The sequence below is a fragment of the Streptomyces yokosukanensis genome, from assembly GCF_001514035.1.
Taxonomy (GTDB): Bacteria; Actinomycetota; Actinomycetes; order Streptomycetales; family Streptomycetaceae; genus Streptomyces; species Streptomyces yokosukanensis.
Genome location: NZ_KQ948208.1, coordinates 610,093 through 635,064, shown reverse-complemented (window position 1 = coordinate 635,064; position 24,972 = coordinate 610,093). Strand labels below are relative to the sequence as shown.

At 66.6% G+C, this 24,972-nt stretch carries 32 protein-coding genes; 30 read left to right on the top strand and 2 right to left on the bottom strand.

The genetic code is table 11. The annotated features are described in order from the left end of the window. Nucleotides 1-32: 32 nt before the first annotated feature. The 12 genes from AQI95_RS09550 to AQI95_RS09495 all read left to right on the top strand — a co-directional run bounded on the left by AQI95_RS09550 (nucleotide 33) and on the right by AQI95_RS09495 (nucleotide 11,188). Nucleotides 33-371 carry a phage tail assembly protein gene (locus AQI95_RS09550; RefSeq protein ID WP_067120246.1) on the top strand — a complete coding sequence of 113 codons (339 nt, stop codon included), beginning with the start codon at nucleotides 33-35 and terminating at the stop codon, nucleotides 369-371. A gap of 134 nt (nucleotides 372-505) precedes the next feature. After that, the gene (locus tag AQI95_RS09545; RefSeq protein WP_229852570.1) at nucleotides 506-748 is read left to right on the top strand and encodes a hypothetical protein; all 243 of its coding nucleotides are present in this window, start codon (nucleotides 506-508) and stop codon (nucleotides 746-748) included. A gap of 3 nt (nucleotides 749-751) precedes the next feature. Then, a complete protein-coding gene (locus AQI95_RS09540) occupies nucleotides 752-4,846 on the top strand; it encodes a hypothetical protein (protein WP_067120243.1) in 4,095 nt (1,364 codons plus the stop codon). Continuing rightward, on the top strand, nucleotides 4,847-5,692 hold the full coding sequence (locus AQI95_RS09535; protein ID WP_229852571.1) for a phage tail family protein: 846 nt from the start codon (nucleotides 4,847-4,849) through the stop codon (nucleotides 5,690-5,692). It begins immediately after the preceding gene. A gap of 1 nt (nucleotide 5,693) precedes the next feature. Then, nucleotides 5,694-6,899 carry a siphovirus ReqiPepy6 Gp37-like family protein gene (locus AQI95_RS09530; protein WP_067120241.1) on the top strand — a complete coding sequence of 402 codons (1,206 nt, stop codon included), beginning with the start codon at nucleotides 5,694-5,696 and terminating at the stop codon, nucleotides 6,897-6,899. A gap of 35 nt (nucleotides 6,900-6,934) precedes the next feature. Next, nucleotides 6,935-7,204, top strand: coding sequence for a hypothetical protein (locus AQI95_RS09525; RefSeq protein WP_067120239.1), 270 nt, complete (start codon nucleotides 6,935-6,937; stop codon nucleotides 7,202-7,204). Nucleotides 7,205-7,695: 491 nt separating this feature from the next. Next, a complete protein-coding gene (locus AQI95_RS48870) occupies nucleotides 7,696-8,121 on the top strand; it encodes a hypothetical protein (RefSeq protein WP_244188693.1) in 426 nt (141 codons plus the stop codon). Nucleotides 8,122-8,135: 14 nt separating this feature from the next. Further along, nucleotides 8,136-8,366, top strand: a complete 231-nt coding sequence (locus AQI95_RS09515; RefSeq protein WP_067120235.1) for a hypothetical protein — start codon at nucleotides 8,136-8,138, stop codon at nucleotides 8,364-8,366. Between the two features lie 72 nt (nucleotides 8,367-8,438). Further along, nucleotides 8,439-9,683 carry a tail fiber domain-containing protein gene (locus AQI95_RS09510; RefSeq protein WP_067120233.1) on the top strand — a complete coding sequence of 415 codons (1,245 nt, stop codon included), beginning with the start codon at nucleotides 8,439-8,441 and terminating at the stop codon, nucleotides 9,681-9,683. Then, on the top strand, nucleotides 9,680-10,036 hold the full coding sequence (locus AQI95_RS09505) for a DUF2746 domain-containing protein (protein WP_067120231.1): 357 nt from the start codon (nucleotides 9,680-9,682) through the stop codon (nucleotides 10,034-10,036). Before AQI95_RS09510 ends, AQI95_RS09505 begins: the two co-directional genes overlap by 4 nt. Next, on the top strand, nucleotides 9,951-10,964 hold the full coding sequence (locus AQI95_RS48865) for a peptidoglycan recognition protein family protein (protein ID WP_341849464.1): 1,014 nt from the start codon (nucleotides 9,951-9,953) through the stop codon (nucleotides 10,962-10,964). The genes AQI95_RS09505 and AQI95_RS48865 overlap by 86 nt, the downstream gene beginning before the upstream one ends. Continuing rightward, nucleotides 10,961-11,188: a DUF7439 family protein gene (locus AQI95_RS09495; RefSeq protein ID WP_067120229.1), complete on the top strand. Its 228-nt coding sequence runs from the start codon at nucleotides 10,961-10,963 to the stop codon at nucleotides 11,186-11,188. The genes AQI95_RS48865 and AQI95_RS09495 overlap by 4 nt, the downstream gene beginning before the upstream one ends. Before the next feature lie 52 nt (nucleotides 11,189-11,240). Here the strand turns inward: AQI95_RS09495 and AQI95_RS47270 are convergent, their stop codons facing one another. Beyond that, nucleotides 11,241-11,543, bottom strand: a complete 303-nt coding sequence (locus AQI95_RS47270; RefSeq protein WP_159056491.1) for a hypothetical protein — start codon at nucleotides 11,541-11,543, stop codon at nucleotides 11,241-11,243. A gap of 201 nt (nucleotides 11,544-11,744) precedes the next feature. Here AQI95_RS47270 and AQI95_RS09485 point away from each other — a divergent pair, with 201 nt between their 5' ends. From AQI95_RS09485 to AQI95_RS09425, 14 genes are all read left to right on the top strand, one after another. Beyond that, complete coding sequence (locus tag AQI95_RS09485; RefSeq protein ID WP_067120225.1) at nucleotides 11,745-12,188, top strand: hypothetical protein; 444 nt, start codon at nucleotides 11,745-11,747, stop codon at nucleotides 12,186-12,188. 268 nt (nucleotides 12,189-12,456) lie between these two features. Continuing rightward, nucleotides 12,457-12,732 (top strand): hypothetical protein, encoded by a 276-nt coding sequence (locus AQI95_RS09480; protein WP_067120224.1) that lies wholly within the window; start codon nucleotides 12,457-12,459, stop codon nucleotides 12,730-12,732. Nucleotides 12,733-12,823: 91 nt separating this feature from the next. Then, nucleotides 12,824-13,693 carry a hypothetical protein gene (locus tag AQI95_RS09475; RefSeq protein WP_079071169.1) on the top strand — a complete coding sequence of 290 codons (870 nt, stop codon included), beginning with the start codon at nucleotides 12,824-12,826 and terminating at the stop codon, nucleotides 13,691-13,693. 51 nt (nucleotides 13,694-13,744) lie between these two features. Beyond that, nucleotides 13,745-14,194: a hypothetical protein gene (locus AQI95_RS09470; RefSeq protein ID WP_067120221.1), complete on the top strand. Its 450-nt coding sequence runs from the start codon at nucleotides 13,745-13,747 to the stop codon at nucleotides 14,192-14,194. 133 nt (nucleotides 14,195-14,327) lie between these two features. Beyond that, nucleotides 14,328-14,750: a hypothetical protein gene (locus AQI95_RS09465; protein ID WP_244188680.1), complete on the top strand. Its 423-nt coding sequence runs from the start codon at nucleotides 14,328-14,330 to the stop codon at nucleotides 14,748-14,750. 26 nt (nucleotides 14,751-14,776) lie between these two features. After that, the gene (locus AQI95_RS09460; protein WP_341849465.1) at nucleotides 14,777-15,685 is read left to right on the top strand and encodes an AAA family ATPase; all 909 of its coding nucleotides are present in this window, start codon (nucleotides 14,777-14,779) and stop codon (nucleotides 15,683-15,685) included. Between the two features lie 29 nt (nucleotides 15,686-15,714). Further along, nucleotides 15,715-16,083 (top strand): hypothetical protein, encoded by a 369-nt coding sequence (locus AQI95_RS09455; RefSeq protein WP_067120218.1) that lies wholly within the window; start codon nucleotides 15,715-15,717, stop codon nucleotides 16,081-16,083. Next, nucleotides 16,080-16,226 (top strand): hypothetical protein, encoded by a 147-nt coding sequence (locus AQI95_RS47265; RefSeq protein ID WP_159056490.1) that lies wholly within the window; start codon nucleotides 16,080-16,082, stop codon nucleotides 16,224-16,226. The genes AQI95_RS09455 and AQI95_RS47265 overlap by 4 nt, the downstream gene beginning before the upstream one ends. An 11-nt stretch (nucleotides 16,227-16,237) precedes the next feature. Continuing rightward, a complete protein-coding gene (locus AQI95_RS44645; RefSeq protein ID WP_341849463.1) occupies nucleotides 16,238-16,633 on the top strand; it encodes a CHC2 zinc finger domain-containing protein in 396 nt (131 codons plus the stop codon). After that, nucleotides 16,515-17,129, top strand: a complete 615-nt coding sequence (locus tag AQI95_RS09450) for a topoisomerase (RefSeq protein WP_208614112.1) — start codon at nucleotides 16,515-16,517, stop codon at nucleotides 17,127-17,129. Before AQI95_RS44645 ends, AQI95_RS09450 begins: the two co-directional genes overlap by 119 nt. After that, nucleotides 17,126-17,479, top strand: a complete 354-nt coding sequence (locus AQI95_RS09445; protein ID WP_067120213.1) for a hypothetical protein — start codon at nucleotides 17,126-17,128, stop codon at nucleotides 17,477-17,479. The genes AQI95_RS09450 and AQI95_RS09445 overlap by 4 nt, the downstream gene beginning before the upstream one ends. Before the next feature lie 499 nt (nucleotides 17,480-17,978). Then, nucleotides 17,979-18,881 (top strand): hypothetical protein, encoded by a 903-nt coding sequence (locus tag AQI95_RS09435; protein WP_244188679.1) that lies wholly within the window; start codon nucleotides 17,979-17,981, stop codon nucleotides 18,879-18,881. Next, nucleotides 18,878-19,225, top strand: coding sequence for a hypothetical protein (locus AQI95_RS09430; RefSeq protein WP_067120208.1), 348 nt, complete (start codon nucleotides 18,878-18,880; stop codon nucleotides 19,223-19,225). The genes AQI95_RS09435 and AQI95_RS09430 overlap by 4 nt, the downstream gene beginning before the upstream one ends. Then, nucleotides 19,222-19,605 carry a hypothetical protein gene (locus tag AQI95_RS09425; RefSeq protein WP_067120206.1) on the top strand — a complete coding sequence of 128 codons (384 nt, stop codon included), beginning with the start codon at nucleotides 19,222-19,224 and terminating at the stop codon, nucleotides 19,603-19,605. Before AQI95_RS09430 ends, AQI95_RS09425 begins: the two co-directional genes overlap by 4 nt. A gap of 63 nt (nucleotides 19,606-19,668) precedes the next feature. On the opposite strand, the gene AQI95_RS09420 is transcribed toward AQI95_RS09425, so the two are convergent. Next, complete coding sequence (locus AQI95_RS09420) at nucleotides 19,669-21,015, bottom strand: NsdA family TPR-like regulatory protein (RefSeq protein ID WP_067120204.1); 1,347 nt, start codon at nucleotides 21,013-21,015, stop codon at nucleotides 19,669-19,671. Nucleotides 21,016-21,137: 122 nt separating this feature from the next. Here AQI95_RS09420 and AQI95_RS50335 point away from each other — a divergent pair, with 122 nt between their 5' ends. From AQI95_RS50335 to AQI95_RS09400, 4 genes are all read left to right on the top strand, one after another. Continuing rightward, complete coding sequence (locus tag AQI95_RS50335) at nucleotides 21,138-22,034, top strand: aminoglycoside phosphotransferase family protein (protein WP_079071151.1); 897 nt, start codon at nucleotides 21,138-21,140, stop codon at nucleotides 22,032-22,034. A gap of 71 nt (nucleotides 22,035-22,105) precedes the next feature. Continuing rightward, nucleotides 22,106-23,356, top strand: a complete 1,251-nt coding sequence (locus tag AQI95_RS09410) for a methionine adenosyltransferase (RefSeq protein ID WP_067120200.1) — start codon at nucleotides 22,106-22,108, stop codon at nucleotides 23,354-23,356. 101 nt (nucleotides 23,357-23,457) lie between these two features. Beyond that, on the top strand, nucleotides 23,458-24,282 hold the full coding sequence (locus tag AQI95_RS09405) for an aminoglycoside phosphotransferase family protein (RefSeq protein ID WP_244188678.1): 825 nt from the start codon (nucleotides 23,458-23,460) through the stop codon (nucleotides 24,280-24,282). Continuing rightward, the gene (locus AQI95_RS09400) at nucleotides 24,279-24,908 is read left to right on the top strand and encodes a histidine phosphatase family protein (RefSeq protein ID WP_107121581.1); all 630 of its coding nucleotides are present in this window, start codon (nucleotides 24,279-24,281) and stop codon (nucleotides 24,906-24,908) included. Before AQI95_RS09405 ends, AQI95_RS09400 begins: the two co-directional genes overlap by 4 nt. The last annotated feature ends 64 nt before the right edge of the window (nucleotides 24,909-24,972 follow it).

Sequence of the window (24,972 nt, the reverse complement as noted above, 5' to 3'; positions counted from 1 at the left end):
GTCCGCCCCAACTTCCGGAGGTCCGCACCCCCATGGCTTCTTTCTCCCTCGACAACATCCGCACCGCCGCCGAGGCCAAGTACGGCAGCACAGACATCGAGCTCGGCGACGACACCATTCGCCTCCTCAATCCGCTCCGCCTGCCGAAGGCGAAGCGCACGGCGCTGTCGCAGCTCCAGGACCGCATGGGCGGCGAGGACGCTGACCAGGAAGAGCTTCTGTCCGAGGCGATCCGTCTCGTCGCCGAGCACCCGAAGGCTGCTGACAAGCTCCTCAAGGAGGTTGGCGGCGACCTCGCTGTCCTAGCCGAGATCTTCGACCGGTACGGCAAGGGTGCCCAGGTGGGGGAAGCCTCGGCCTCTGCCACCTGATCGACGACTTCGGCGAGGGCCTGTATGCGGACCTGCGCTTCTACTACGGCGTTGATCTTGCCGACGTGATCGCAGGCCGCGGGCCCTCGCCCGCGTTGGTCCTCGCCTTGGTGCAGAGGCTGCCTGACACCTCCTTGACCGTCGCCCTCGCGTCCGGCGGCCGGGAGCACTTCGGCTGGGGCGTCGATCGCCACATGGCCGCAGACATCTTCGACGCGGTGAACCAGAACACGCGCGCCACGGGGCAGTGGGGCAAGGGCAAGGCCCCGAAGATCCCGCCGTTCCCCCGCCCGCAGATCAAGGCCAAGGCCAAACCGAAGGCCGGAAAGCGGGCCGCTTCGGTGGCCGCGATCTACAAGCACTTTCAGCGGAGGTAGCCCTTGGCAACGGGGCAGATCATCGGCCGCGTCGCCGTCAAGGTTCTTCCCGACACGTCGGACTTCCGCAAGCGGGCGGAGCGTCAGCTCGAACGCGTCGAGCAGCAGCTCAAGTTGACGGTCGCAACGAAGATCGACATGAGCGGTGCGTCGAAGGAGTTCGTCGAGGAGCTCCGGAAGATCAACAAGCGGAACAAGCAGTCCGACGCCCGCAAGATCAGGTTCTACACGACGATCAGCACCGACGGCATGGCGACCGCTGTGCGGAACGCCGCCCGCGAGCTACAGCACCGGGCGAACAGTCAGAAGATCGATTTCAAGGTCGACGACCTCAAGGCGGCCGGCAAGGTCGAGCTGGAGCTTGACGAGGAGTCCGCCCGCAGGGTCAAGCACAAGCTCAAGGACTGGGCCGACGACCTCAGCCCGCTGAAGATCAAGGTCGAGCTCGACATCCCCAACGGGGCCGGGGCCCGCATCTCCGCTCGGCTCCAGGTGCTCACGCGTCCGCGCACAGTGCCGATCGTGCCGAAGCTGGACAGCACCGCCGTCACGAAGGTGGCGACCGCGCTGGCCGCGCTGTCGGGTGCCCGCGTGCTGAACCGGATGTTCGAGAGGCTCAGCAACACCCTCAAGAACCTGGACAAGAGCGTGCCGGTCATCGGCTCACTGGCCCTGGCCATCGCGGGCCTGGCCGGGTGGGGCCTCTCCGCCGCGAGCAACCTGGCCGCGCTGTCGTCGAGCCTCGCCTCGATCGGCGCAACCTCGCTTCTCCTGCCCGGCCTCCTCGGCGGCATGGCGGTCGGCCTCGGTACGACGATCGCCGCGTTCAAGGACTTCAACAAGGTCCTGCCGGAGGTCAAGACCCAGCTCTCGGCGCTCCAGGACACCATCTCCGAGAACTTCTGGGCGAAGGCCGCGGAGCCCATCCGCACGATGGTCGACGAGCTCCTCCCGGAGTTCACGGCCGGTGTCGCCAAGACCGCCACCCAGCTCGGCGGATTCTTCGGCGGTCTCGCCAAGTCCCTTCAGGGCGCGCTCGATCCGGCCCTGAACCAGATGTTCACCGACCTCTCGTCGTCGATCAACATCGCGACGAGCGGCACGAACGCCTTCGCGAACATCATCGCCGTCCTCGGCAAGGTCGGCACCAGCTACCTGCCGTCGCTGGCTCAGTGGTTCGTCGACATCTCGGAGCGCTTCTCCGACTTCCTCACCAAGAGTGAGGGGAACGGCAAGCTCAAGGGCTGGATCGACGAAGGAATCCAGTCCCTCAAGGATCTGGGGTCGGTCCTCTTCAACGTCGGTGGGATTTTCGCCGGCATCAGTCGCGCGGCCGAGGCTGCGGGCGGCTCCTCGCTCGGCATGATGGCCGACACCCTCGAAAAGATCCACACGACGGTGGACAGCGAGGGCTTCCAGACCGGCCTGACCAACGTCTTCGCCGCAGCCCACACGGCGATGAACGCCATCGCCACCCAGTCGGGCCCGGCGGTCAAGAACCTCTTCGCTGAGCTCGGCAACCTTCTCACGGAGCTTCTGCCGCAGGTCGGCGAGATCATCGGCACTGCCCTGGACGCGGTCGCCTCAGCACTGGCGCAGCCAGCTGTGACCGAGGGCGTCAAGGCGATGTTCAACGGCATTCAGACTGCCGTCGAGGCCCTCGCCCCGGCCATGGCCCCTCTGGGCCAGGCGCTCGGCGCGCTGATGCAGGTAATCGGCGCGTTCGCCGCGATGCTCGGCCCGCTGATCGCAGCCGCGCTCGTTCCGTTGGCCAATGCGTTCACGGCGCTGGCGCCGTCGATCACGCCGATCATCCAGCTCCTCGGTGGTGCGCTGACGCAGGCGATCCAGGCCATCGCGCCAGTCCTGACGCAGCTCGTCCCGGTGATCGGCCAAGCGCTCAACGGTGCCTTCCAGTCGCTGAGCGGCATCCTGCCGACCATCGCCGAGGCGTTCGGGCAGATCGTCACGGCGATGGCGCCAGTCATCGCCCAGCTCGTGAGCGCGCTCGCGCCGATCCTGCCGATCATCGCGCAGCTCTTCGCGCAGATCTTCTCGGCACTCGCGCCGCTCGTGTCGACCCTGGCGTCCGCGCTGGCGCCAATCCTTCCGGTCCTGTCGCAGGCCCTCCAACAGGTACTGACGGCACTCCAGCCGATCATCCAGGTCGCGCTACAGATCATTACGGCGGTCATCCAGCCGCTGTTGCCGATGCTGAGCGAGGTCATCCAGTCGGTTCTTCCGCCACTGGCTGACGCGATTCAGCGACTGCTCGAAGCGCTCCAGCCGGTATTCGACGCCCTGCTCAAGGTCGTCAACATCCTGATGCCGGTCCTCGTGCCGGTCATCCAGTTCATCGTCGAGCTGTTGGCCAAAACGCTGGTCGACGCGGTCAACGGCGTTGCCCTGGTCTTCGAGGGCCTGGTCGAGATCGTGAAGGGTGTCTGGGACACCATCGTCGGCGTCCTGAAGATCGCCTGGGGCTTGATCGAGGGCCTGTTCACCGGCAACTTCAGCACGCTGAAGGAGGGCTGGTCTCAGTTCTGGTCCGGCATCTGGAGCTTCGTCAAGGGCATCTGGGACACCATCCTCGGCGCGTTCAAGACCTTCTTGAGCGTCGGCATCCTCGGCGCGGCCGGCAAGGGCCTCAAGGCCATTGGCGCCGCGTTCAAGGCGGGCTGGAAGGCCGTCCTGGAGTTCGGCAAGTCCGCCTGGTCGGCCATCACCAGCGGCTTCAGCTCCTTCGGCTCGTTCCTCGCCAACCTGGGCCGCTCGATGATGTCCCGTCTCGGCAGCCTGTTCTCTGCGGGCTGGTCGGCGATCAAGGACGTGGCCGGTAGGGCAATGTCCGCGCTCGGCCGGGCGATCTCCACGGGCATCACCGAGACGATCGGGTTCGTCCGACAACTGCCCGGCAGGGCCAAGGACGCGCTGAGCAACCTCGGTTCGACACTCGTCGGCGCAGGCAAGGCGCTGATCCGGGGCCTGATCGACGGCATCAAATCCATGTTCGGCGCGGTCAAGAACAAGCTCGGCGAGCTGACCTCGAAGCTGACCGACTGGAAGGGACCGGCACCGAAGGACGCCGTACTCCTCTATGACGCCGGTCGGCTGATCATCAAGGGCCTGGTCAAGGGGCTGGAGTCGGAGTTCGACAGCGTCAAGGCGGCGCTCAACGACCTCACGGCGCAGATCCCCGCGAACGCCTCTCAGGGCCTGAAGGACCGGATCAACAGAGACCGCGCCCAGCTCCTGAAGCTCGCAGCCCAGTGGGATGGCGGAGCCAAGAAGCTCGAAGCCGCCCGTGACAAGCTCGACAAGCTCCGCGAGGAGGCCGCGGACTACGCGTCCCGCGTGGCAGACAAGATCGTCGACACGGGCAATGTGACCCGCTTCGAGGACTCCACGTTCCAGGGCATCGTCACCGGCCTGCAAACGGCAGTCGACCAGGCCAAGCGGTTCGCGCGTGCTCTGGCCGATCTGAAGGCCAAGGGTCTGAATCAGACGGCCATCGACCAGATCGCCAGTGCCGGGCCGGAGGCAGGGCTCTCTGCGGCCGAGTCGATCGCGGCGGCCGGCAAGGACGGCATCGCCGAGATCAACCGTCTGCAAGACGAACTCGCGAAGTACGGCAAGCAGGCAGGCAAAACCGCCGCGGACGCGATGTACGCCAACGGCATCGCCATAGCCGAGGGCCTGGTCAAGGGCCTGGAGGCACAGCAGAAGTCCATCGAGAAGCAGATGCTCAAGATCGCTGATGCCATGGTGGCGGCGATCAAGAAGAGCCTCGGCATTCACTCGCCCTCGCGCGTATTCGCAAAGCTCGGCGGCTTCGTCGGCCAGGGCTTCGCCAAGGGCATCGAAGGCGAGTCCGACCGCGTGGCCAAGGCTGTCGACGCCATCACGGCCCGCCCCGGCTCGGCGGACTACGCCAGCGCCGCCCGCTCCGTCTCGGCCGCCGTGTCACACGGACTCGGCGCGGGCTCCTCTGGCGCGGTGACCAAGGTTCTCAACTACTACGCGGCCCCAGGGGCGTCGCTCAGCTCCGAAGAGGAGCTGTTCGCCGCGACCGGCCGCGCACGAATGGTGGGGTGGTGAGTGACTGCACTCCTACTGCAAACCGAGCGTGACGCGCTCGATCTGAACGGAGTGGCAGGGCAGGGTTCGGGCTTCCAGGCTACGGCCGGGCTGACCGGCCTCGGCCTGCCCTCCGTGTCCGCACAGTGGCTGGAGGGCGCGGGGGACGGCTCGCGCTTTCGAGGTCAGCGGGTCCTCTCCCGCGACTTGGACATGCCTCTCGACATCGTGGGCCGGGACAGGAAGCACCTGCGGCAGCTCATCTCTCGTCTCGCGCGGGCGGTGGCCGGGGAGTGCTCCCTCGTCCTGGTCGACGACGAGGGCGTTCGCTGGACGACACCCGTGTACCGCACGGGCGGCGGAGACATCGAGCTCAGCAACGGCAACGACCTGCAAACCGTCATCTCCTTCCGCGCTCCGGACCCGTACTTCACCGCCGGAACCGTCTCCACCCAAACCGTGGGTGGCGATCCCGGCAGTCAGCCGTTCCTCTCGTCGCTTGTCTCCCTGCCCCTCGCGGCCTCGCAGGCGATCGGCGAAGTGCAGCTCGACAACATCGGCGACGCTGACGCCTACCCGAAGTGGGAGGTGTACGGACCAGGCCGCGAACTGACCGTGGTCTCACCGACTGGCGAGACGCTCCAGTGGCACGGCACGCTCTCCGCCACGGAGAAGCTGATCGTGGACGTACGGGCCGGAGCCGTGAAGGACGGCACCGGGGCCAACCGGTACGCCGACCTGGCGTCGGCCCCCCGCTTCTGGACCGTGCCCCCTGGCACGTCGACCGCGAGCGTGAGCCTCCTCGACACCACCGCGGCCTCCAAGGTCGTGTGCTCGTGGAGGCCGCGCCGATGGATGGTGATCTGAACTGAAGCTCAGTGACCTCACGGTCGAGGTCCGCGACAAGTCCTTGACCCGCCTCGGTCTGATCCGGCCGGAAGACCTGTCGCTAGAGATCCAGGACCAGTACAACAACGTCGGCACGTGGAAGTTGACCTTGGCCAGCGAACACCCGCTCGCCGACGTTCTTCGGGTTCCCGGCTCCGGCCTCATCATCACCGGCCCCGGTGATGTGCTGATGTCCGGGCCGGTCACCTCGTCCGAGTACGCGGCCACCCCGGAGGACCGACACGGCAGCATCGTCTTCGATGGTGTTTCCGACACGGTGATCCTCTCGGACATGCTTGCCTGGCCCGAGCCGTCCAACCCCGACGTGACCAAGCAGTCCACTGGCCACGACGAGCGCACGGGCCCGGCCGAGTCCCTGATGCACGCGTACGTCAGCGCAAACTGCGGACCAGCGGCACCGGCCGCTCGGCGGCGAGCCGGGCTGGCCATGGGGCCGGACCAGGGCCGGGGCCCTTCCATCTCCAAGTCGGCTCGGTTCCCCCCGCTCGGTGAGCTGCTGACGGCTATCGCGGTCGTTGCCGATCTGGGCTTCCGCATCGTCCAGCGCGGCACACGCCTCGTCTTCGAGACGTACCAGATCGCCGACCGCACGAAGGAGGTCCGCCTCGACGTATTGGCGGGCACCCTCGCAGGCCAGCGCGTCTCGGTGTCGACCCCTGGTGCCACGCGCGTCATCGTCGCGGGCCAAGGCCAACAAGCAGACCGCACCTTCGTGCCGGTCGACAACGAGACCTCGATCGGCGCCGAAGCCGACTGGGGCCGACGAATTGAGAGGTTCGTCGACCAGCGCAACACCGACAACCTCGACGAGCTGACGCAGGCCGGCAACGAGGTCCTGGCTGACCAAGGGTTCACATCAACTGCTGTGCAAGCAGTGCCGGTTGAAGATTCGGCAGCCGAGTTCGGCGTCGACTGGGCCCTCGGCGACCGCGTGAGCGTCATCGCTGGCGGCCAGGAACTGACGGCGCCCGTAACCGGCATGGTCATCAAGGCCAACGACTCCGGGTTCCAAGCCGGAGCACTCCTCGGTGACCCGACCGGCTTCAACCCCAACGCCCTGGCGGCCAAGCGCGCGCAGAGCACCGAGAACCGCGTCTCCGCCCTGGAGCGCAACACAGAAGGAGGCGGGGCAGATCCCGTCATGAGTCTCATGGGAGCGTGGTAGTGGCGAATACGCCGAAGGCTTTCTTTCGAGCGGCGATGCCCACCGCGATGTCGACGGCCTACACCGTCCCCAATGCCGGTCTCGCCGTCGTGACGAACATCGTCGCCACCAACCCTTCGCCCACGGCAAGCGCGAGTGTGACTGTGCGGCTCGGCGGGGTGCCCCTCCTCTCGGGTGTCGGCATCGCGCCGAGCGGTGTCCTCACCCTCGACCTCCGGCAGGTGCTCACCTCGGGCGACACGATCGAGATCCAGGGCAGCGGCGCCCAGGCCCATACCCACATCAGCGGCGTGGAGGTGATCTGATGAGCCTCACTGTGTGGCCCGCCCCGGAGGACAAGGGAGTTGTCGGCCCCACTGGAGCATCCGGCGTCCAGGGGCCGAAAGGCGACACCGGCCAGCCCGGACCGCGAGGCGACACGGGAGCCACCGGCCCCGCAGGGCCCATCGGACCAACCGGGCCCCAAGGCGCAGCCGGACCCCAGGGCCCGGCCGGAGCGCCCGGAGTCGTTCAGTCGGTGTGCGGCATCAGTGCCGCGTCCATCACCCTCACCGCAGCCAACGTCGGCGCTCTCGCTGTGTCGTCGCGCGGGGCGGCGAACGGAGTCGCAGCACTTGACCCCTCCGGCCGGGTGCCGGCCGCCCAGCTCCCAGAGACGCTGCTGAACGAATGGGGCCCGGAGGATCACGGCCTGGTCGCGTGGGCCTTCGATCCAGCGGTGGCCAGCTCCACCGGTCTCTTCCCTGGCTCCGGCCCAATCCGGGTCACAGCCGTACGTCTCCGCCAGTCCGCGCCGGTGAGCCGAATCGCCTGGCACGCCACCGGCTATGCGGGCGGCCTGACCTCCGGCTCCTGGGCCGCGCTCTACGACGCCAACGGCAACCGCGTTGCCGCGACGGGAGACCTGTCCACCGCCACCTACGAGCCCGCCGAGGTCCACAACGGAGGTGGCGCCGCTATCAGTTCGCCCCTCGCCTCGCCAACCCTGCTCGCCCCAGGTGTCTACTTCATCGCCTGGCGCATGCAGTACAGCACCTCGGCCGGGGACGGTCCGATGCTCCTGGCGGCCGAGTCGTCAGCCGGAGCCCCACCGAACTTCTTCGGCCTCAACACGGTGAAGCGGTTCGGCTATTACGCCTCCGGCGCCACCACCGCCCCCGCCTCCATCTCTGTCTCTTCCATGCTCAACGGCGCGAACCGCTTCTGGGCTGCCGTGGCATAACGAAAGGCCCGTGAGTGAAAGCCATCTCCGCCGCCGTCCCGTTCCACCAGACCGGCGAGTACCAGAAGGTGTACGGCACGGTGACGATCACCATCGGCGAGCCCTACGCCTCCTACCCCGATCTCACCGCACCGGAGCGAGAAGCGATCCTGCGGGCAGCCATCGCTGCGATCCGCGGCGCCCTGCCCAGCGACCTGGAGTCCATGTTCCCCTCGCTGCGGTTCGCCGAGGACTCGACCGTCTGACTTCCCCTCCCTACCACCGGCCTCCGCGACATGAGCGGGGGCCTTTCCGTTGCCACAGGAAGGACCCGCTTAGTGGCGAAAAGCTCGTACCCCTTCGATGGGCAGACCGCGACCGAATCCCAGTACAGCCGTCTCTTCCGTGAGTTCCAGGACTCCGGAGTCGTCGGCACAGCTGACGGCCTCGATCTCAAGGTCTACGCGGACGGGTCTGGCATGAAGGTCTTCGTGCAGCCGGGCTTCGCGATCCTGCGGGGGCACGCCTTCTTCTCCACCGCAGTGGAGGCCCTGAACATCGCCGCACCCGACAGCGCCGAGCGACGCGACCGCATTGTCCTGCGCCTCGACCCGGCAGCGAACCGCATCGACCTTGCCGTGCTCAAGGGCGTAGCGGGCGGTGCCGCCATCGAGCCCACTCAGACCGATACCGACATCTTCGAGTTGTCGCTTGGACTGGTGCGCGTCTCCCCCGGCGTCACGAACATCGCGGCTGACGCGGTGATCGAAGCGCGGCGCTACTCCGGATCGCGCGTCGGCACATGGACGACGAATACCCGGCCGATGACGCCGCGCGTCGCCCAACTCGGCCTGAACCGAAACACCATGGGGTGGGAATACTGGGACGGAACGTCCTGGGTAGACCTCGCCCCCGTGGTCACGTGGTCGAACATCTCCGGCCGTCCAGCCACGTTCGCTCCGGCCGCCCACTCCCACGGCTGGGCTGAAGTAACCGGCAGGCCGACCACGTTCCCTCCGTCAAGCCACACGCACGACTGGGATTCGATTTCCGGCAAGCCCTCGACGTTCGCCCCTGCGACGCACTCACACTCGTGGGCGTCGATCACGAGCAAGCCGACCACATTCCCTCCGTCGGGCCACTCGCACGGCTCGTACCTGGAGGCCGGCGACACGATCGCCTGGGCGAACGGCTCGAAACAGCCACACGCTCGCGGCGTCTCCGGCTCCGGCACGTACTACGCCGTGTGGGTCCGTGGCGACGGCGGCTTCTGCCGAAACACCTCCTCGATCCGCTTCAAGGAGAACGTCCGCGATCAGGAGGTCGCCCCTGATGACGTGCTCGCCCTGCGCCCGGTTGTCTACGACCGGAAGCCGGAGGACGGGCAACCCGGACGGAAGGGCGAGGTCGGGCTGATCGCGGAGGAGGTCGAGAAGACCCTTCCGTGGCTCGTGAACTACCTGGACGGCGAGGTCGACGGTCTTCGGTACGACCTGCTTGGCGTCGCCCTTCTGTCCGTCGTCCAAGACCAGGACGCACGCATCAAGGCCCTGGAAGCGCGGCTCGCGGAGTCCGCCGGGTGATCGAGCCGAGCGTGCAAGTCGCCTTGGTCTCAGCGGGCGGCACCGTAACCGTCGCCCTGGTGGGGGTCCTGGTGGAGCTCGTACGGCGCCAGGGCCAAGCGCTGAGCGAAGTGCGCGAGCACACGGAAGAGGCCCGCCACCAGGTCGCGAACACGCACAGCACCAACCTGCGCGACGACGTGGACCGCGTACTCGACGGCATGGAGCAGCTCCTCGCGGGCCAGCTCCGCCATGACGAAGCCCTCGGCCGGCACGGCGACGAGATCAATGCCCTGCGCCGCGAGATGGCCCACGAACGTGTCGAGCGCCTGGCCGTCGCCGAGCGCCTCGACAACCACCTGTCCGCCAACTGACCTACCTCCCAGGCCCCTTCTCCATTCCGGAGAGGGGCCTTCGTCATGTCCAGAAGGAGAACTCCCCCTGTCTGCAACGAAGTACCCGTCGGCCGACACCGCTCAGTGGTTCTCGGGTCGGCACCCCGGCGACACCATGCCGCACCCGAACGTGATCGTCCTGCACACCACCGAGGGCGGCTCGTGGCCGGACTACTCCGGTGGCTCAGTCGCCCCGAACTTCACCGTGAAGGGCGGCCAGGTCCGGCAGCACTTCGCCGCGAACGAGTCGTCTCGCGCGCTGGTCAACAAGAGCGGCGGCGTCCAGACGAACACCCTGAACGTCATCCAGATCGAGCTGGTTGGCACCTGCGAGAAGGGCGGGCCCGGCCTGTACTGGCCCAACGCCAGTGACGCCGACCTGAAGCCCCTCGCGGATCTCGTGCGTTGGCTCACCCAGCAGTACCCCATCCCGCTCGTGTCAACCTCGAAGCCCTGGCTGGCCTACCCGTCGAGCTACGGGTCGAAGAACGGGCAGCGGATGAACTTCGCTGAGTGGACCAACTTCCGTGGAATCTGCGGCCATCAGCACGTACCGGAAAACGATCACGGCGATCCGGGAAACTTCCCCATCGACCGCCTGATTGCGCTGGTCAAGGGCGGGAAGCCCGCGCCCTCGAAGCCGTCGTCCGGCATCGTCGCCCTGTCGGCCGGCGTGCGTCCCGGGGCTCGGCACCCGCAGGTGAAGGATCTTCAGCAGCTCCTCATCAAGGCCGGGTACGGGCCGATCAAGGGTGCGGTCACCGACTACTACGGGGTGAACACCCAGGCCGCGGTGGCGCGTTTCCACGACCGCAATCCGAAGTACAAGTCGATCGGGCTGATCCGCGATCCCCGCATCGGGCCGTCCGGGTTCGTCGCTCTGCAGAAGCTGGCGGGCCGCCGATGAGCAAGATGCACACGCCCGGCTTCAAGCCGGTCTCGCTGGTGAGCCTGCTTCCCGTTCGCTACCGCTCGCGGGTCGGCGCAGTCCTGGCCGCGCTCGGCGTGGTGGTCAGCGTGCTGTCCGTCGCCTACGCGGACAGGCCCGAGATCGCGGTGATCGTCCAGATCCTGACGGCACTTGGTGTCGTCGCTCCGGCCGAGGAGCAGCCGGACGACCCGATCGAGTAATGACGAAGGCCCCGTTGACCTCTTCGGTCAGCGGGGCCTTCTCGTCGTTGCGCTACTTGCGCTTTGACTGCTCGATCTCGGCGACGGTGGTCACCTTGGGGCGGCGCGATTGCGCCTTCTTGGCAACTGCCTTCTTCGCTGCGGTCTTCTTCGCTGCGGTCTTCTTCGCGGGGGCGGCAGCCTTCTTCGCGGCAGGCTTCGACTCGGGCTCGACCAACTTCCGCGTCATCGTGGCCACCTCGTCGGCAGGAGCACTCGGGGCAGCGGAGGAACCCTCCTCTACCTGCGGAGACTCCGCTTCGAGGATCTCCTCCAGCGTGTCAGCGTGGTCCCCGCATCGGTCCGTTTCGACCATGCGCCCACCCTCGGTGACGGTGTAGTGACGGGTCTCGATGCCGACCCTCTTGCACACATCGCAAACACGTACGCTGAGTAGCACAACCATCGCACCCATTCGTTTGTCTTGACGAGTCAAAGTCTCGCGTGTCAGTGTAGGGGTGTATTGGGGCGCAGTAGAAGTTGCGCCCGGGGGGATGCCACACGCCGAAGGGACAACATGCCCGCCAAGAGCAAGATCCAGGATGAGCAGGAGGCAATCCGTTGGATTGAAGAGGGCAAAACCTACTCCTGGATCGTCGAGCAGTACAAGACTAAGTACAACATCGAGACGACGCCTTCCCTCTGGGCCTCCTTCCGCTCCCGAAGAGGGCTGAAGAGGCGCACGGCAAGGAATACTGAACTCATTCCTTGGACCGTAAAGGAAGAGCACTGGTTCGCTTACCCTTTGGCGATGCTACGCATTGAGGCTCGCGTGCGCGAGGGATTTAAGCTGCGTGATGTGGATGCCAAGCGACACGCCTCCTGGAAGGAATTCCTCAAGGAGGAGAACGCTGTCGTGTATTACGACCCCGACACCGAAGAAGGCTTCCACTACGTCCCCCGCGAAGCTAGTGATACCGACATCATCCGCCAGCCCAAGCAGGCTACACGCAAGCTCTGACAGCCAGCTCCCCTAGGGGTACGCACCCCTCTTGAGCTGCATAAACAGGCTCAGCCTCCACCCCAGGGATGACACCCCCTGGGGTTTGTTCTACTTCAGGCGTAGTCACGCCCCACCTCTCCTACGAAAGTTGATAGGACTTCTTCCATTAGGCTCGGTTTGGGGTTGACCAAGGCAACGTAAAAGGTCAAACTCTCAACAACTGTTCGGTTTGCGCGTTCGAGGCGTATGGAAGCCGCTTCGCACGTTTGGGGAGAGGAGCCTGTGCATGTCGCACGGCCGCGGGGTGGTCTCCGATAATGAGGGGGAAACGACTGGAAACCCTGAACAGAACTGCACGCCTTCGGTCGCGCTGCACATTGACCACGACAACTTCGACTTCCATATCACGGCACACCCTGACTACCGGGCGAGCGAAATGCGGAGCGTGCTGGCCCTTGCGAAAGAGCGAGGGCTGACGCTGTTCGACGAGGACGACCGCGATCCCGAGATCCTGGAGGACGGCTCGGTCCGCCTCTACCTGATGCCCGTAGTCAAGATCTGACGAAGGACGACACCGAGTGCCCATACGGCTCACAGACCTGCCGGTCCACACCCCCGACGTCCCCCGCGACGGGCGGGGGCGCCCCCTTGTAGTGCCCAAGAGCGGCGGCAAACCGCGCGCCCTGACCCGCACCACCACATTCATCGACGCGATCGAGGACAAGTCGGCCCTGACCGCGTGGGGTAAGCGCATGGTGCTGGTCGGTGCCGCCACGCAACCTTCACTGCTGGACCGAACGCGAGATCTTGATCCAGCGTCATATGAGGGGAAGAGTACGCTCAACTCTCTGGCAGAGCGAGCCGTCCAGCTCGCCGGAGCGCACACCAAACGGGAGAGGGGCACCCACCTTCACGCACTCTCGGAGCGCGTCGACCAGGGCGAGGAGCTCCCCGCCAGCGCGAGCGCCGCGGACTTGGCCGACATGGCGGCGTACAAGGTCTCCACGGTCGCACTCGACGTGGTGGCAGTAGAGACGTTCGTCGTCGTCCCCGAGCTGGGCGTCGCGGGCACCTTCGACCGCATGGTCCGCTACAGCGGCCCCGGCCCAGATGGAGAGCGGATCGAGGGCCAGTTCATCGCCGACCTCAAGACGGGGTCGGTGGAGTACGGGGGCCTGAAGATGGCTTCCCAACTCGCGGTGTACGCCCATGGCGAGCTCTACGACCCCACCAGGTTCCCCGCCGACCTGAGCGACGCGAAGGCTTTCGCCCGCTGGAAGAAGAGCGACGTGCCCGCCGGGGAAGCCGCGTCCGCGTACGGCCCACTGCCGCCCGTGAACCAGGACTGGGGCATCGTGATCCACCTTCCGGCCGGCCAGGCCGAGTGCACCCTGTACTGGGCCGACCTGCGGTTGGGCTGGACTGCCGCCAAGCTCGCCGGGGAGGTCCGGGCCATGCGGGGCGCCAAGGGCGCCTTGCAGAAGTTCGCGCCCAACGTTGCCTTTTCGGACCTGATTGCGTAATCTTGACTAACAGGCGGGCGCACGGCCCGCTTCACAAGAGAGGGGTTCCGAGTGGCCCATGACGGCCTGTCCGTCGAGGTGAGCGTCCCGTTCGGGGCGGACACCGAAGACCCGACCATCCGCCTCAGCGGCCCAGAGGGGGCCGTCCGCGAAGCCATCGGCTCGTCCTTCAGGTTCGATAGCGATACTTTGACTAATGCGACGCTGGCGGAGCTCATCATCGAGGCCAGTCGCATGGCCCGGAGTGCATCGCAGATCGTTCACGGCCTCGGCGCAAGCGTCGTTCCGTCGCAGCCCGACTCGCAGGCCAGCACTCCGAGACCAGCCGCACAGCCGCCCATGCCGGAGCAGTCCGGGGCGAAGGCGCTCCTGGAGCAGATCGATTCGTGCCGCACCATCGACGAGCTGAAGAGGCTGTGGGCGGAGAACCAGGCCGCGTTCTCCGACTCCAGTGTGATGGACGCCTGGAAAGCCCGCGGCCGGGTCCTGGCGGGCTCGTGATGCCCCGCCGAATCCTCGGCGCGGCTGTGGCCGTCGCCATAGCGGCTGGCTCCCGCATGCCCCGTGTTCCGACCCGCCGTGCCCCGTACACCGTTCACCGACAGAGTGGAGATCAGTAGTGCCCCTGAACCTCATGGACATCCCGACCGCCAACGGCGGCTGGTTCAAGCCGAAGGACAACGCCGACGCGGTTGCGATCCTCCTGGAGGTCAAGCAGTTCGACCGACAGCGCCCCACCCCCAATGGGCCGAAGGACAGCGTGCTCGCCGACGTGACGGTCTTCCAGACGCACGACGCGCTCTCCCGGCAGGCCCCAGAGGTCTCGAAGGGCCAGCGCATCGAACAAACCGTTCTGGCCCGCGACCTTGAGACGGTCGTCGGCGGCGCGGTGCTCGTCACCGTCACCCAGGTACCTCCCTCGAAGCCGGGCGCCCACCCTGCATGGGTGTGGAAGCAGGTCACCGACATGGGGATTCGCAACCAGGTCGTTGCGTACGCCGAGCAGCGCGACGCGGCGATTCAGTCGGCCGTCGCGGACGCTCCGTCCTTCGACTGACGCCAGCCAGTAGACGGGGGCGGCCACTGTGCCGCCCCCTCCCCTCAGCGATTGGAGCGCGCATTCTTACCCCTGGCCGGTCCCTGGCCCTTCATGCAGAGTCGGGCCGTGAGCTGCCTCGCGTCGAGGCGTTCGAGGCCCTCTACAACATCGGCTGCCGCCCGCGTCACGGCGAGGTCGTAATGATCGCCGGACGGTCCGGCACTCAGAAGAGTGGGCTGGCCCTGTTCTGGGTGGCCCAGATGAACTTGCCCACCCTCTACTTCTCCGCCGACATGAGCGCCTTCACTGCCTCGTCGCGGCTCGCCTCGATGGCGACCGGCGATACGACGGAGATGGTCGAGGCGGGCATGGCGGCCGGCGGGCGCTACAGAGAGACGTACCTCAATGCCGTCAGCGGTTCGCGGATCACCTTCTCCTTCGGAAGCCCGATCACCTGGAAGGCCGTAGACGAGGAGCTGGAGGCGTGGGTCGAGCTGTGGGACGACTATCCCGCCATCATCGTCTTCGACAACCTCATGGACTTCGAGGGCGCAGAGTCGGACTACACCGAGCAGATGGCCGTGATGAGCAGCGCGACCGAGCTCGCCCGCGCCACAGGCGCGACCGTCATCCTGCTGCACCACGCCAGTGACAAGAGCTGGGAGGCCAAAAGCGATCCGTGGGCGCCCCCTTCCCGCGACCAGGTGAAGGGCGGCCTCTCGGAGAAGCCGGAGCTGAGCCTTTCCGTGGCGCTGGACCCGAACTCGCTGGAGTACAGGGTCGCGGTCATCAAACAGCGGATGGGCCCTTGCGATCCGACGGCCCGCCGGTACGCAACGCTGCGGTGCCACCCCGAAGTCACCCGGTTCTCGAAGCTGGAACGCCTTGCGCCGCTCAACCAAAACCCGGCGGCGCAGTGGTCGCCGCTCGACGCCCTGAAGAAGGCCGCTTAACCAGAGAGGAATGCGAGATCTTGACAGATGTGGCGGCTAGGAACCGCAGGAACAAGAGGCGGGGAGCAGACTGGGAGACAGAGCTCCGCGATGAACTGCGCTCCGCTGGCATGGACGTTGAGCGACTTCGGTTGACCGGCAAGGACGACGAGGGAGACCTCGTGATCCGCCGGGGCGACGGCACCTTCCTGGTCATCGAGGCGAAGAACGCGAAGTTCGAGCCCGGCACGTTCGTCAGTGAAGCCGAGAGGGAGCGCGCCAACTTCGCGCAGCACCGGGGACTCGACCCCGCTTCGGTCGACTCGGTGGTCATCGTCCGGCGCAGGGGGGCTAGTTGGCGGCGGGCGTACGTCTTGTCCACCGTCGAGCGGTACTTCGAGCTAGAGGCGGATCGGTGATCACCTACGAGGAGACCGAGGAACTCCGGCGTCTGGCCCGCGAGCTGAACGACCTACTCAGCGAAGGCTCGGTGCCGCAAGGACTCACCGAACTCGGCTACGACCAGGACGCGGAGAGCTTCCGGGGGCGGAGGGTCGCGTGAGGCTCCGCCGCATGGATAACGACGCCCCGGAGCGCGAGAAGCCAGCCTTGGAGGCCGTGCTCGAACACTACGGCGTCGACATCAACTCGCATCGGGCCATGGGGATGGCGCGCTGCCCACTGCACGAGGACAACACCCCGTCCTTCTCCTACAACACCGACCGGCAGCTCTGGAAGTGCCACTCGTGCGGTGAGGGCGGGGACACCTACACGCTGATCATGAAGAAGGAGAGCACGGACTTTGTCGGAGCGCGAGCCTTTGCGGCCTCTCTCGCCCTCGCAACGCGAGATGGTGGAGGAGGCGACGAGCGCGTATCAGGCAGCGCTTACGGCGGACGCCGCGCGGTACCTGCTGGATCGCGGGATCGGAAAGGCCGAGGCGGATACACACCGGCTTGGCGTCGTTGACGACCCGCTCCCCGGCCACGAGCGCTACCGGGGGATGCTCGCCATTCCCTACCTCGGGCACCGGGGTCAGCCGCTGACGATCCGGTTCCGGTGCCTCAAGGATCACAACCACCGCGAGTACGGCCACGGCAAGTACAACACCATTGCCGGAGACCCGCCCCGCATGTACGGGGTCGATTCGATCCACGCGGCGGGCGACGAGATCCACCTCACCGAGGGCGAACTCGACCGCATCATCCTCCGCAAGATCGGCTGGCACGCGGTTGCCGTGCCGGGGGTGGAGATGTGGTTCGCCCGGCACCGCCGAATGCTCGCGGGCTTCTCGCGCGTCTGGGTCTGGAGCGATCCGGACGAGGCCGGAAGCAAACTCACGACGACCGTCTGTCGCTCCCTCCGGTCAGCCAAGCCGGTCCGTCTCCGCACGGGCGATGTCACCGATACCTACATGGCCGGCGGCTCTCAAGCCCTGTTCGACGCGAAGGAGGCCGCGGCTTGACCGCGCCAAAGACGACGAAGCGGCCCGCACGCAAGCCCGATCCCGTAACCGCGATCCTGGCGAACGTGAAGGCGACCCATCGTTCGGTGGCCGACAAGCGGATGCCGATCGGCGGCGGGCACAACCCTGCGAAGGCACGACGCTATTTCGCTGAGGAGGCCGACCGCTGGGCCTTCATCAAGATGACTCGCGACAAGGCGGAGCTCTCCGGCTGGGACGCCGAACTGCTGGAGCAGCTCTTCCACGCCCTCGCCGAGACCGGTCACCCGGAGACTGCGAAGTTCCACCTGGAAAAGGTCGCAGCGTACGCGGTCGCCGCGATCGGGCAGCTCGACCGGGAGGCTGCGTGACTCCCCGCCCCCTGCCTGGAACACCGGGCCCACGCCTTCAGGCGATCTGGGAGGCCCTCGACGAACGCGAGCGCGAAGCCTTCGAGCGGCACCTCCTCCAGGACACCGCAGCGGAAGACCTCGTCTGGATTCTGAGCCGCTTCGGGCACCGGGTCTCCGCCTCCACCATCCGCACATACCGGCGCCGCCTGCGCCAGGAAGCGACTGATTCTTGAGCAACCTTCTCGACGAGCTCCTCTCGAAGCCCGTGGGCCCATCCATACCGGCCCGCCAGACCGACCCCGACCGCGACTTCACCCGCCAGATCGAGGTCAGCGGGGACGGCGCCGAGGTGACCGTCCGAGGTCCGGCCGGCATGGACCCCAAGAGCACCGCGGCCTCTGTCCTGCTCTCTCAGGGCCTCGACCCCGACGAGTGGGAGATCAAGGGGTTCCGCTCCTCGGAGTGGACCATGCCCGGAGGCGAGACCGGACTCAGCACCCGCTTCTCCTTCGCTCGTATGAAGCCCGCGACGCACGCCGCGCACGACATCGACGAACTCTTGGCCGCGATCGACAACCATCGCCCCAACCAGAGTGACGCCGTGACCGTTGAGGGTGATCACACCTTCGTGATCGCGCTCGGCGACATGCAGTTCGGGAAGGCTGACGGGGACGGCCCGGCGGGCACACTGAAGCGCACGATCGAATGCATCGACCGCGCGGCCGAGCTCCTGGACGTGTATCGCCAGCGCTTCGACATCGGTCACGTCCATATGGGGTGGCTCGGCGATCACGTCGAGGGCTTCGTGTCGCAAGGTGGCTCGAACGCCTGGCGTACCTCGCTCACGCTCACCGAACAGATCCGACTGACCCGCCGCGTCATGCTGCACGGAGCCCTGACCATGGCTCCGCTCGCGCCTCGCGTATCGCTGGCAGCCGTACCCGGCAACCATGGAGAGGCCGTCCGGATCGCAGGCCGGGGCGTAACGCGCTACGACGACTCACACGACACGGAGTCCCTCATCTCTGTCCGCGACGCATTGGCGCTCGGCGCCGAGCGGTTCAGCCACGTCGAGTTTTACGTACCGGACACGGACGAACTGACCGTTGTCGTCGACTGCTCGGGCACGACAGTGGCTCATGCCCACGGCCACCAGTGGAGGCCGGGTCGGCACTTCGAGTGGTGGAAGGGCCAGGCGTTCAACAAGGCGAGCGCGATGCACCAGGCCGATCTTCTGCTCGCGGGTCACTTGCATCACGAGTTCGTGGATACGGACGGCCCGCGCACGTTCATCCAGCCTCCGGCCATGGAGAGCGAGTCGACGTGGTGGCGGCACGCGAAGGGCACGACTGGCGCCCCCGGCCTGGTGGTCGCCGTGACGAAGAACGGCGAGGTGCCGGTGAAGGAGGTGGTCCGATGAGTCTCCAGCTCGTCGACATCGGGAAGCCCGAGGTCGTCACCGAGGCTGACTGGACGATCCTCGCTGACCCGCAGGTGGAGAGCGTCGCTCAGGCAGTGGCCCGCGGATTTGCCCGTGACTACGGCCTGACGCTGGAGTACGAAGACGCCTACCAGGAGACGGTCATCATCGCCGCCGAGCGGGCTGCGTACGTGCGCCAGCTCCTCGCGGAGGCCGGGGCCGGGCTGCTGCACCGCTGGCTCTCCCAGCGCCTTCGGGATCGATGGCTCACCGAGGCCAAGCACCGGTCCGGGCACGTCTCCTACGAAGCCGCCCGGCACGCGGCAGAACGGACGGGCCAGTGACGGCGTACGACCGGCGGCTCGTCGAGCACCTCCTCCCGGCGGTGTGGGACGCCGAGGCCGCGTACGGCATTCGGAACCCGCAGACCCCCGACGCCGACATGCCCAAGGCCGCCACGGACCCGAAGTCGGCCACCACGCTCTTCGCCCACCTTGCCGACATTCGACGGGGCTGGGCGACGGCCCCGCTCTCCCTCGGCGAGCGCCAGGCCCTCGTCCTGCGGTACGGGGCCGACCTGCCAGACGACGAGTCCGGAGCGCTCCAAGGGGTCACCGGGCGGGCGGCGCGCTACCGCTGCGAGAGGGGCGTCGGGAAGATCGCCGCCCAGCTCAACGGGCGTGAGTACACCGACGGGTACGAAGAACTGAAGATCGCCGCGTGAGACTTGTGCACCATACGAACGCAGGCGTCCAGGCCACGAGCGCTGGGACGCCTGCGTTCCTGGCTATGCCGCTGCGTTGAGCTCCCTGACTCGCTCGTTGAAGTCGGCGACGAGCCGATGTCCGCCGAAGGGCCGCATGCGCCGCTGAAGGTCGTGTACTGCTTCCACGGCACGAGAGGACTTGACCTGCCTCGTCAAGCTGAGGGTGCGAACACCAGCAGCGTGAGCCGCCTCCAAGTCGTTTCGCTGCAAATGAGATACCGCGAGGGCCGCCTGAGACATGGCCCCGCGCCGGGCACGCCTCTGGCTTCTGGCGTGGTCGATGGACTTCCGGGCATGCTCATCCGCGGCGTTCGCATCCCCGAGGTCGCGGAACGTGTTGGCGTGCTCTCCATGCAGATAGGCCGGGTCGATGAAGGCCGCCCATTCCGGCTCATCTCCTGTCCGCGCCTTCGCATACGCCTTCTCAGACTCGATCACGGCGCGCGCCGCCGCAGACTTGTCATTGAGCAGTGCGAGCGCTCGCGCTTCGAGGCACCAGAGGTCTGCCAGGCAGGCCGGCGAGTCGACCCTTGACAACCCGAGGCGCCCAGCCTGAGCAAGGCGGCGCCCTTCGGCCGGGTCTCCGAGCAGCGTGGCTTGGTCTGCCATGCCAGCCAGGACGTGCGAACCCAAGGCGGCGTTGGCGGACTCCTCGGCAAGCCGAAGGGACTGGATCAGATAGCGCTGGGCGAGGCCGTGTTCGCCGTTGTCGTAGGCCATCCATCCTAGAAGGTAGGTCTGTTCGGCGGCGGCCTCGCAGAGGGCTCGTCGCACGTCATCGCTGTACGTGCGACGAAGGAGGGGATAGACGTGCTGGTTCATGTACTCGGCGAGGATCAAGCGGCCGGAGCCGCCCCCCTGTAGCACGTCCATCTTCTGGAACTCGCCGAACATGTTCTTCACTGCCGTCACGTCTTCCAGACGGACGCGAGGACCGGGCTCCGGCGCCTGGTCCAGGACGTTCATCAGCCAGTCGCGCGACGGCCCAACGCCAGCGAGGGCGGCGAAAGGTGCACCTGCAAGGAAGTTTCGTCGATCCACGTCAGCTCTCCCGAGGTCTGCGACAACCTCCACGGTAGCCGCGTAGGAAGAGTTGTACACGAGTGCACTCTCCACCCCCGCTCCGTCACCGAGCCCGAGATCGTACGTTGTGACCCGGTATCCGACACAGTCTGAGAAGACCGCCGCGATGATGTCAGGTAATGGCTGGCGCGGTATCTGGCCTTCGAGCCAGAAGCGGACTCGTGTCGTGCTGGTGGCGACATGGGGTTCGTTCCACAGCGCTGCCTTGGCTTTCACCCTTCTCGCCAACTCGCCACGGCTCATGCCGGATCGGTCGAGCCACCTTGCGAGTTTGTCGTTCGTCATGCTCAGCCTCTCTGTGACGGGAGGTAGCGGAAGCGACACCCTTCGACACCCCTGTCGACGGTACCGCGCAACACGCTCATGAGGTTGTCTAGGACCACGTTGATCACGGGGAGGGCAACATCATGGCGACTAGTGCATTGCAGGCCAGCACCACTGACCCTCAGCTCGCGGGGTACGGGCCAGCCGCGGTGAAGCCCAACTCGATCACGCGATGGGCCCTCGACGGGAGTTCACTACTCAAGGTCTACCGCACGATCACCCCGCACGAGAGGCGGCGTCGCGAGGTACACGCGCTCAAGATCGCCGCCGGGTGGGGCCTTTCGGTCCCTTCTGTGGTGGCGACTGGCGAGCATGGGGCCCACCCCTGGGCCGTGTTCGGAGCCGTGCCGGGGAAGCCCTACTCAATCCGCACCGCACGAGGAGTGCAGGGCTTTGTCCGGCGCGTCGGCACAGCGACTCAGCAGCTCCATCACGGAGTTGTCGGGATGCGCCCCGGCTCAGGGTGGCGGTGGAACCCAGGCGACACGCTCGGGTCCAACCGCGGGTTCCTTCTCGACCAGCTCACCAGTCGCTGTCGGCAACTCTCCTGGTGGCATGACCTGGAGGATGCCCTTGAGCCCTGCGATGAGCTCCCCACGGTGTACCTGCACGGTGACCTCAAGCCTGAGCACCTCCTGTTCGACGGCGAGCGCCTTCACATAGTCGATTGGGAGGCCAGCGGACGAGGCCCTGCCATGAGCGATCAGGCCGATGCCGTCTTCCATGTCATACGCGACTTGATCTATACGGCAGTAACGCCTCGCCGATTGCCCGTTGGACTCGTCAGCCAACTTGGCGCTCCGGGTGCCGCGTTGGCTTGGCGACTCGCTCTCTGGCTCGATCGACGACGCTCCGGAGACATCCACCTTATTCCGGCGCGTGACCTCTACCAGCTCGCCGCGGAAGACGATCCTTTGGCGGCCTGTGAGCAACTCGCCCGACAAGTCTCGCGCTTGCGGACTGCGGGCGTCCCGCGATGATCTTGGTTCGTCTGGCCGACCGGCCCGACGAGATCCACGCACATCCCTTCCAGCTCTGCGAGGAGTAGGCCATGCACCGAACCAGCACGACCTTCGGCAACAGCCACATAGTGATCGAGGCTGGAGCGCCCCAGCCGGACGCGACGACCATCGTCGAGCGAAAGGGCCTCGGCCACCCGGACACTCTCGCCGATCACCTCGCCGAGCAGCTGTCCCGGGCGTACAGCCGGTACACCGTGGAGCACTTCGGGGCCGTACTTCACCACAACTTCGACAAGCTGGCTCTCCTCGGCGGTGGGAGCGAAGTCCGCTATGGCGGCGGCAAGATGACCTCGCCAGTGCGCGTCCTCGTCAATGGTCGAGCCGCTCCTATGTGCGGCGGCGAGGCGATCCCCGTTACGGAGATCGTCGAAGCGGAAGTCAAGGCGTTCTTCGCCGAGAGGCTGCCGGAGGTCTCGGCTCACCTCGACATCGCCTTCAACATCACGAGCAACTCAAGTCCCGGCGCCGTGCTCACAGGCAACGACGTTCCGGACCGCACCCGCTGGTTCAACCCGCGCTCCATCGACGACCTCCGTGAGCGCCGCGTGCGCCTCTCGAACGACACTTCCCTCGGGACGGGTTGGGCCCCGGAGAACCCCTTCGAGACGTTCGTCCGCGACCTCGTAGACCACTTCTCCGGAGAGAGCGACTTCACGCGGGCCCACGCCTGGTGCGGCTCCGACGTGAAGCTCATGGGCTACTGGGACGGGCAGCACGCGGACATCGTGTTGTGCGTACCCCAGAAGTCGCGTCACGTCGCGAGTCGAGCGGAGTACGTGCGCAACGCTGAGGCCGTTCTCGCCGAATGCCACCGCCTCGCCGGCATCTGGCTTCCCGGCGCCGACGCGGCCTTCCGTCTCAACGCTCGCGACGTGCCCGAGAAGGACGAGCTCTACCTGACCTACACGGGCAGCTCGATCGAGTCCGGCGACGAGGGCGTAGTCGGTCGAGGCAACCGCGTCAACGGTCTCATCACGCCCCTGCGCCCGATGAACCTGGAGGGCGCGAGCGGAAAGAACCCCGTCTACCACGTCGGCAAGCTCTACAACATCGCCGCCCTTCGGCTGGCACGGCGACTCCATGAGGCGACTGGCGAACACGCGGAAGTGCACCTGGTGAGCACCACGGGCCAAAGGCTGGACCAGCCGTGGCGAGTGCTGGTCCGTCTTACAGCTCAGGAAGTCGAGATCGACAAGGTGCAGGCTCTCGTCACCGAGGCTCTGGACGAGTTCCCGGCCCTCACCGACGAGCTCATTCACGACGGGATCGTGCTGAGCTGATGACTATGCGGACGCTCGGCGGGGTGCCCGAGGGATGTCGAGAGCGGCTGATCGCACACTACGGGCCGAAGGTCCAAGATTGGCTCGACACCGTACCCAGCGTGCTGGGGCAGGTGGCGGAACGCTGGAACCTTTCGCTTGAGGGGTACCACGACGCTGGACACGCCTCCGTGATCGCCACCGCGACCGATCCCGACGAGCGTCCGCTGCTCCTCAAGGCTTGGGCTGATCCCGCTCGCTACCGCCACGAGATTCGTGCCCTTCGACTGTGGGCCGGCGGGATGACGGTCGATGTCATGGAGACTGCCGACGATCATGCGGTGGCACTCCTCGAACTGGTGGGAGGGCGCCCCGGAGGCTCCGATTGGCGGCAGCGGGAAACCCAGATGGTGGCCGGCGCATTACATGGGCTGCACATCCGCGGGCGGGCCGAGTCACTCACAATCAGTCTCCCGCTCCTCAGTGACTACCTTCGCTTCGAGGTGCTGCCGCGGATCGAGAAGCGAGTGCTGAGTCTCGATCTTGGGCAATGGGCACCGCTCGTGGAAGACGAGTTTCACGCGCTCGCCACGCTCAAGGAAGATCCCGAACGATCTACTGTTCTGCACGGCGACCTCTACCGGGAAAACGTGCCGTTCGACCGCAACGGCCATCCGCGTCTGCTCGATCCCGTTCCTATGGTGGGCGACGCCGCCTTCGACTGGGCCTTCTGGACCGTCTACTACGACCTTGGCCGAGAGACAAAACAGCGGCTCGCGACAGCCGCCCGGATCTCGCGCATCCCCGTCCCGGTGATCGCACCGTGGTGCCGCCTACTGTCCCTGGACGGCCTCCTCTACTACGTGGACACCGGTGATCCACGAGCACCGCAGATGACAGAAGTGCTCTCCTTCCTATCGGCCCGAGGAGCCGGGGGCTACGCATGAGAACGCACATCCTCCGCCACGGTCAGACGGAGTACAGCTCGAAGCACCTCGCCAACGGGGACCCCTCCTTCCCCGTCCAGCTCAGCGAAGAGGGGGTGAGGTCGTGCGAGCGCGCCTGGACCGTGCTGCCCCTGCACAGCGTGCGGACATGGGTGGCCAGCGAGTTTTCGCGGGCCAAGCAGACCGCCCTACTGCTTACGGGAGTGCCCGCAGCGGAGGTCGCGATCGAGCCCCGGCTGAATGAACTGGACTACGGCGAATTCGAGGGCGGCCCGTGGCTCGGCTACGGCGATTGGCTTGACCAACATGGCGCGTGGCGGCGCCCACCAGGCGCCACGGAATCGCAGCGGGAGGGTATCCGCCGGATGCTCCTCGGGCTGAAGGACTGCCTGGCTCTCCCAGGCCCGCGCCTCATCGTGGGGCACGGCTTGCTCCTGTCTGTCCTCCTTTGGCAGCAGAAGCGATCCGGGGGCGAGACCGTGCCTCTGTTCTTCCCAGAGGCCCCCTGCGTGCAGCCGCTCGATGTTGCAGACGAGGTACTTGGCAGCTGGATCGCGGAGCTCCTGTCTGATCTTGATATCGAAGCCCGTCAAGATCCAGACGAGCGGAGTGACGCAGCGATATAGCGGGGCGACGCCGCGTCGGCAGTTGCTACCGTCAGAGCGGTAGCTCACTTCCCGGAGAAGAAGG

Excerpts from the sequence above, each read along its gene's own strand:
- AQI95_RS09400 (WP_107121581.1), top strand. The coding sequence starts at position 24,279 with ATGAGAACGCACATCCTCCGCCACGGTCAGACGGAGTACAGCTCGAAG.
- AQI95_RS47270 (WP_159056491.1), bottom strand. The coding sequence starts at position 11,543 with ATGGTCGAAACGGACCGATGCGGGGACCACGCTGACACGCTGGAGGAG.
- AQI95_RS44645 (WP_341849463.1), top strand. The coding sequence starts at position 16,238 with ATGGATAACGACGCCCCGGAGCGCGAGAAGCCAGCCTTGGAGGCCGTG.
- AQI95_RS09480 (WP_067120224.1), top strand. The coding sequence starts at position 12,457 with ATGTCGCACGGCCGCGGGGTGGTCTCCGATAATGAGGGGGAAACGACT.
- AQI95_RS48865 (WP_341849464.1), top strand. The coding sequence starts at position 9,951 with ATGCCCTGCGCCGCGAGATGGCCCACGAACGTGTCGAGCGCCTGGCCG.
- AQI95_RS09495 (WP_067120229.1), top strand. The coding sequence starts at position 10,961 with ATGAGCAAGATGCACACGCCCGGCTTCAAGCCGGTCTCGCTGGTGAGC.
- AQI95_RS09410 (WP_067120200.1), top strand. The coding sequence starts at position 22,106 with ATGCACCGAACCAGCACGACCTTCGGCAACAGCCACATAGTGATCGAG.
- AQI95_RS09435 (WP_244188679.1), top strand. The coding sequence starts at position 17,979 with ATGAAGCCCGCGACGCACGCCGCGCACGACATCGACGAACTCTTGGCC.
- AQI95_RS09550 (WP_067120246.1), top strand. The coding sequence starts at position 33 with ATGGCTTCTTTCTCCCTCGACAACATCCGCACCGCCGCCGAGGCCAAG.
- AQI95_RS09420 (WP_067120204.1), bottom strand. The coding sequence starts at position 21,015 with ATGACGAACGACAAACTCGCAAGGTGGCTCGACCGATCCGGCATGAGC.
- AQI95_RS50335 (WP_079071151.1), top strand. The coding sequence starts at position 21,138 with ATGGCGACTAGTGCATTGCAGGCCAGCACCACTGACCCTCAGCTCGCG.
- AQI95_RS09465 (WP_244188680.1), top strand. The coding sequence starts at position 14,328 with ATGGACATCCCGACCGCCAACGGCGGCTGGTTCAAGCCGAAGGACAAC.
- AQI95_RS09485 (WP_067120225.1), top strand. The coding sequence starts at position 11,745 with ATGCCCGCCAAGAGCAAGATCCAGGATGAGCAGGAGGCAATCCGTTGG.
- AQI95_RS09430 (WP_067120208.1), top strand. The coding sequence starts at position 18,878 with ATGAGTCTCCAGCTCGTCGACATCGGGAAGCCCGAGGTCGTCACCGAG.
- AQI95_RS09450 (WP_208614112.1), top strand. The coding sequence starts at position 16,515 with ATGGTGGAGGAGGCGACGAGCGCGTATCAGGCAGCGCTTACGGCGGAC.
- AQI95_RS09525 (WP_067120239.1), top strand. The coding sequence starts at position 6,935 with ATGCCCACCGCGATGTCGACGGCCTACACCGTCCCCAATGCCGGTCTC.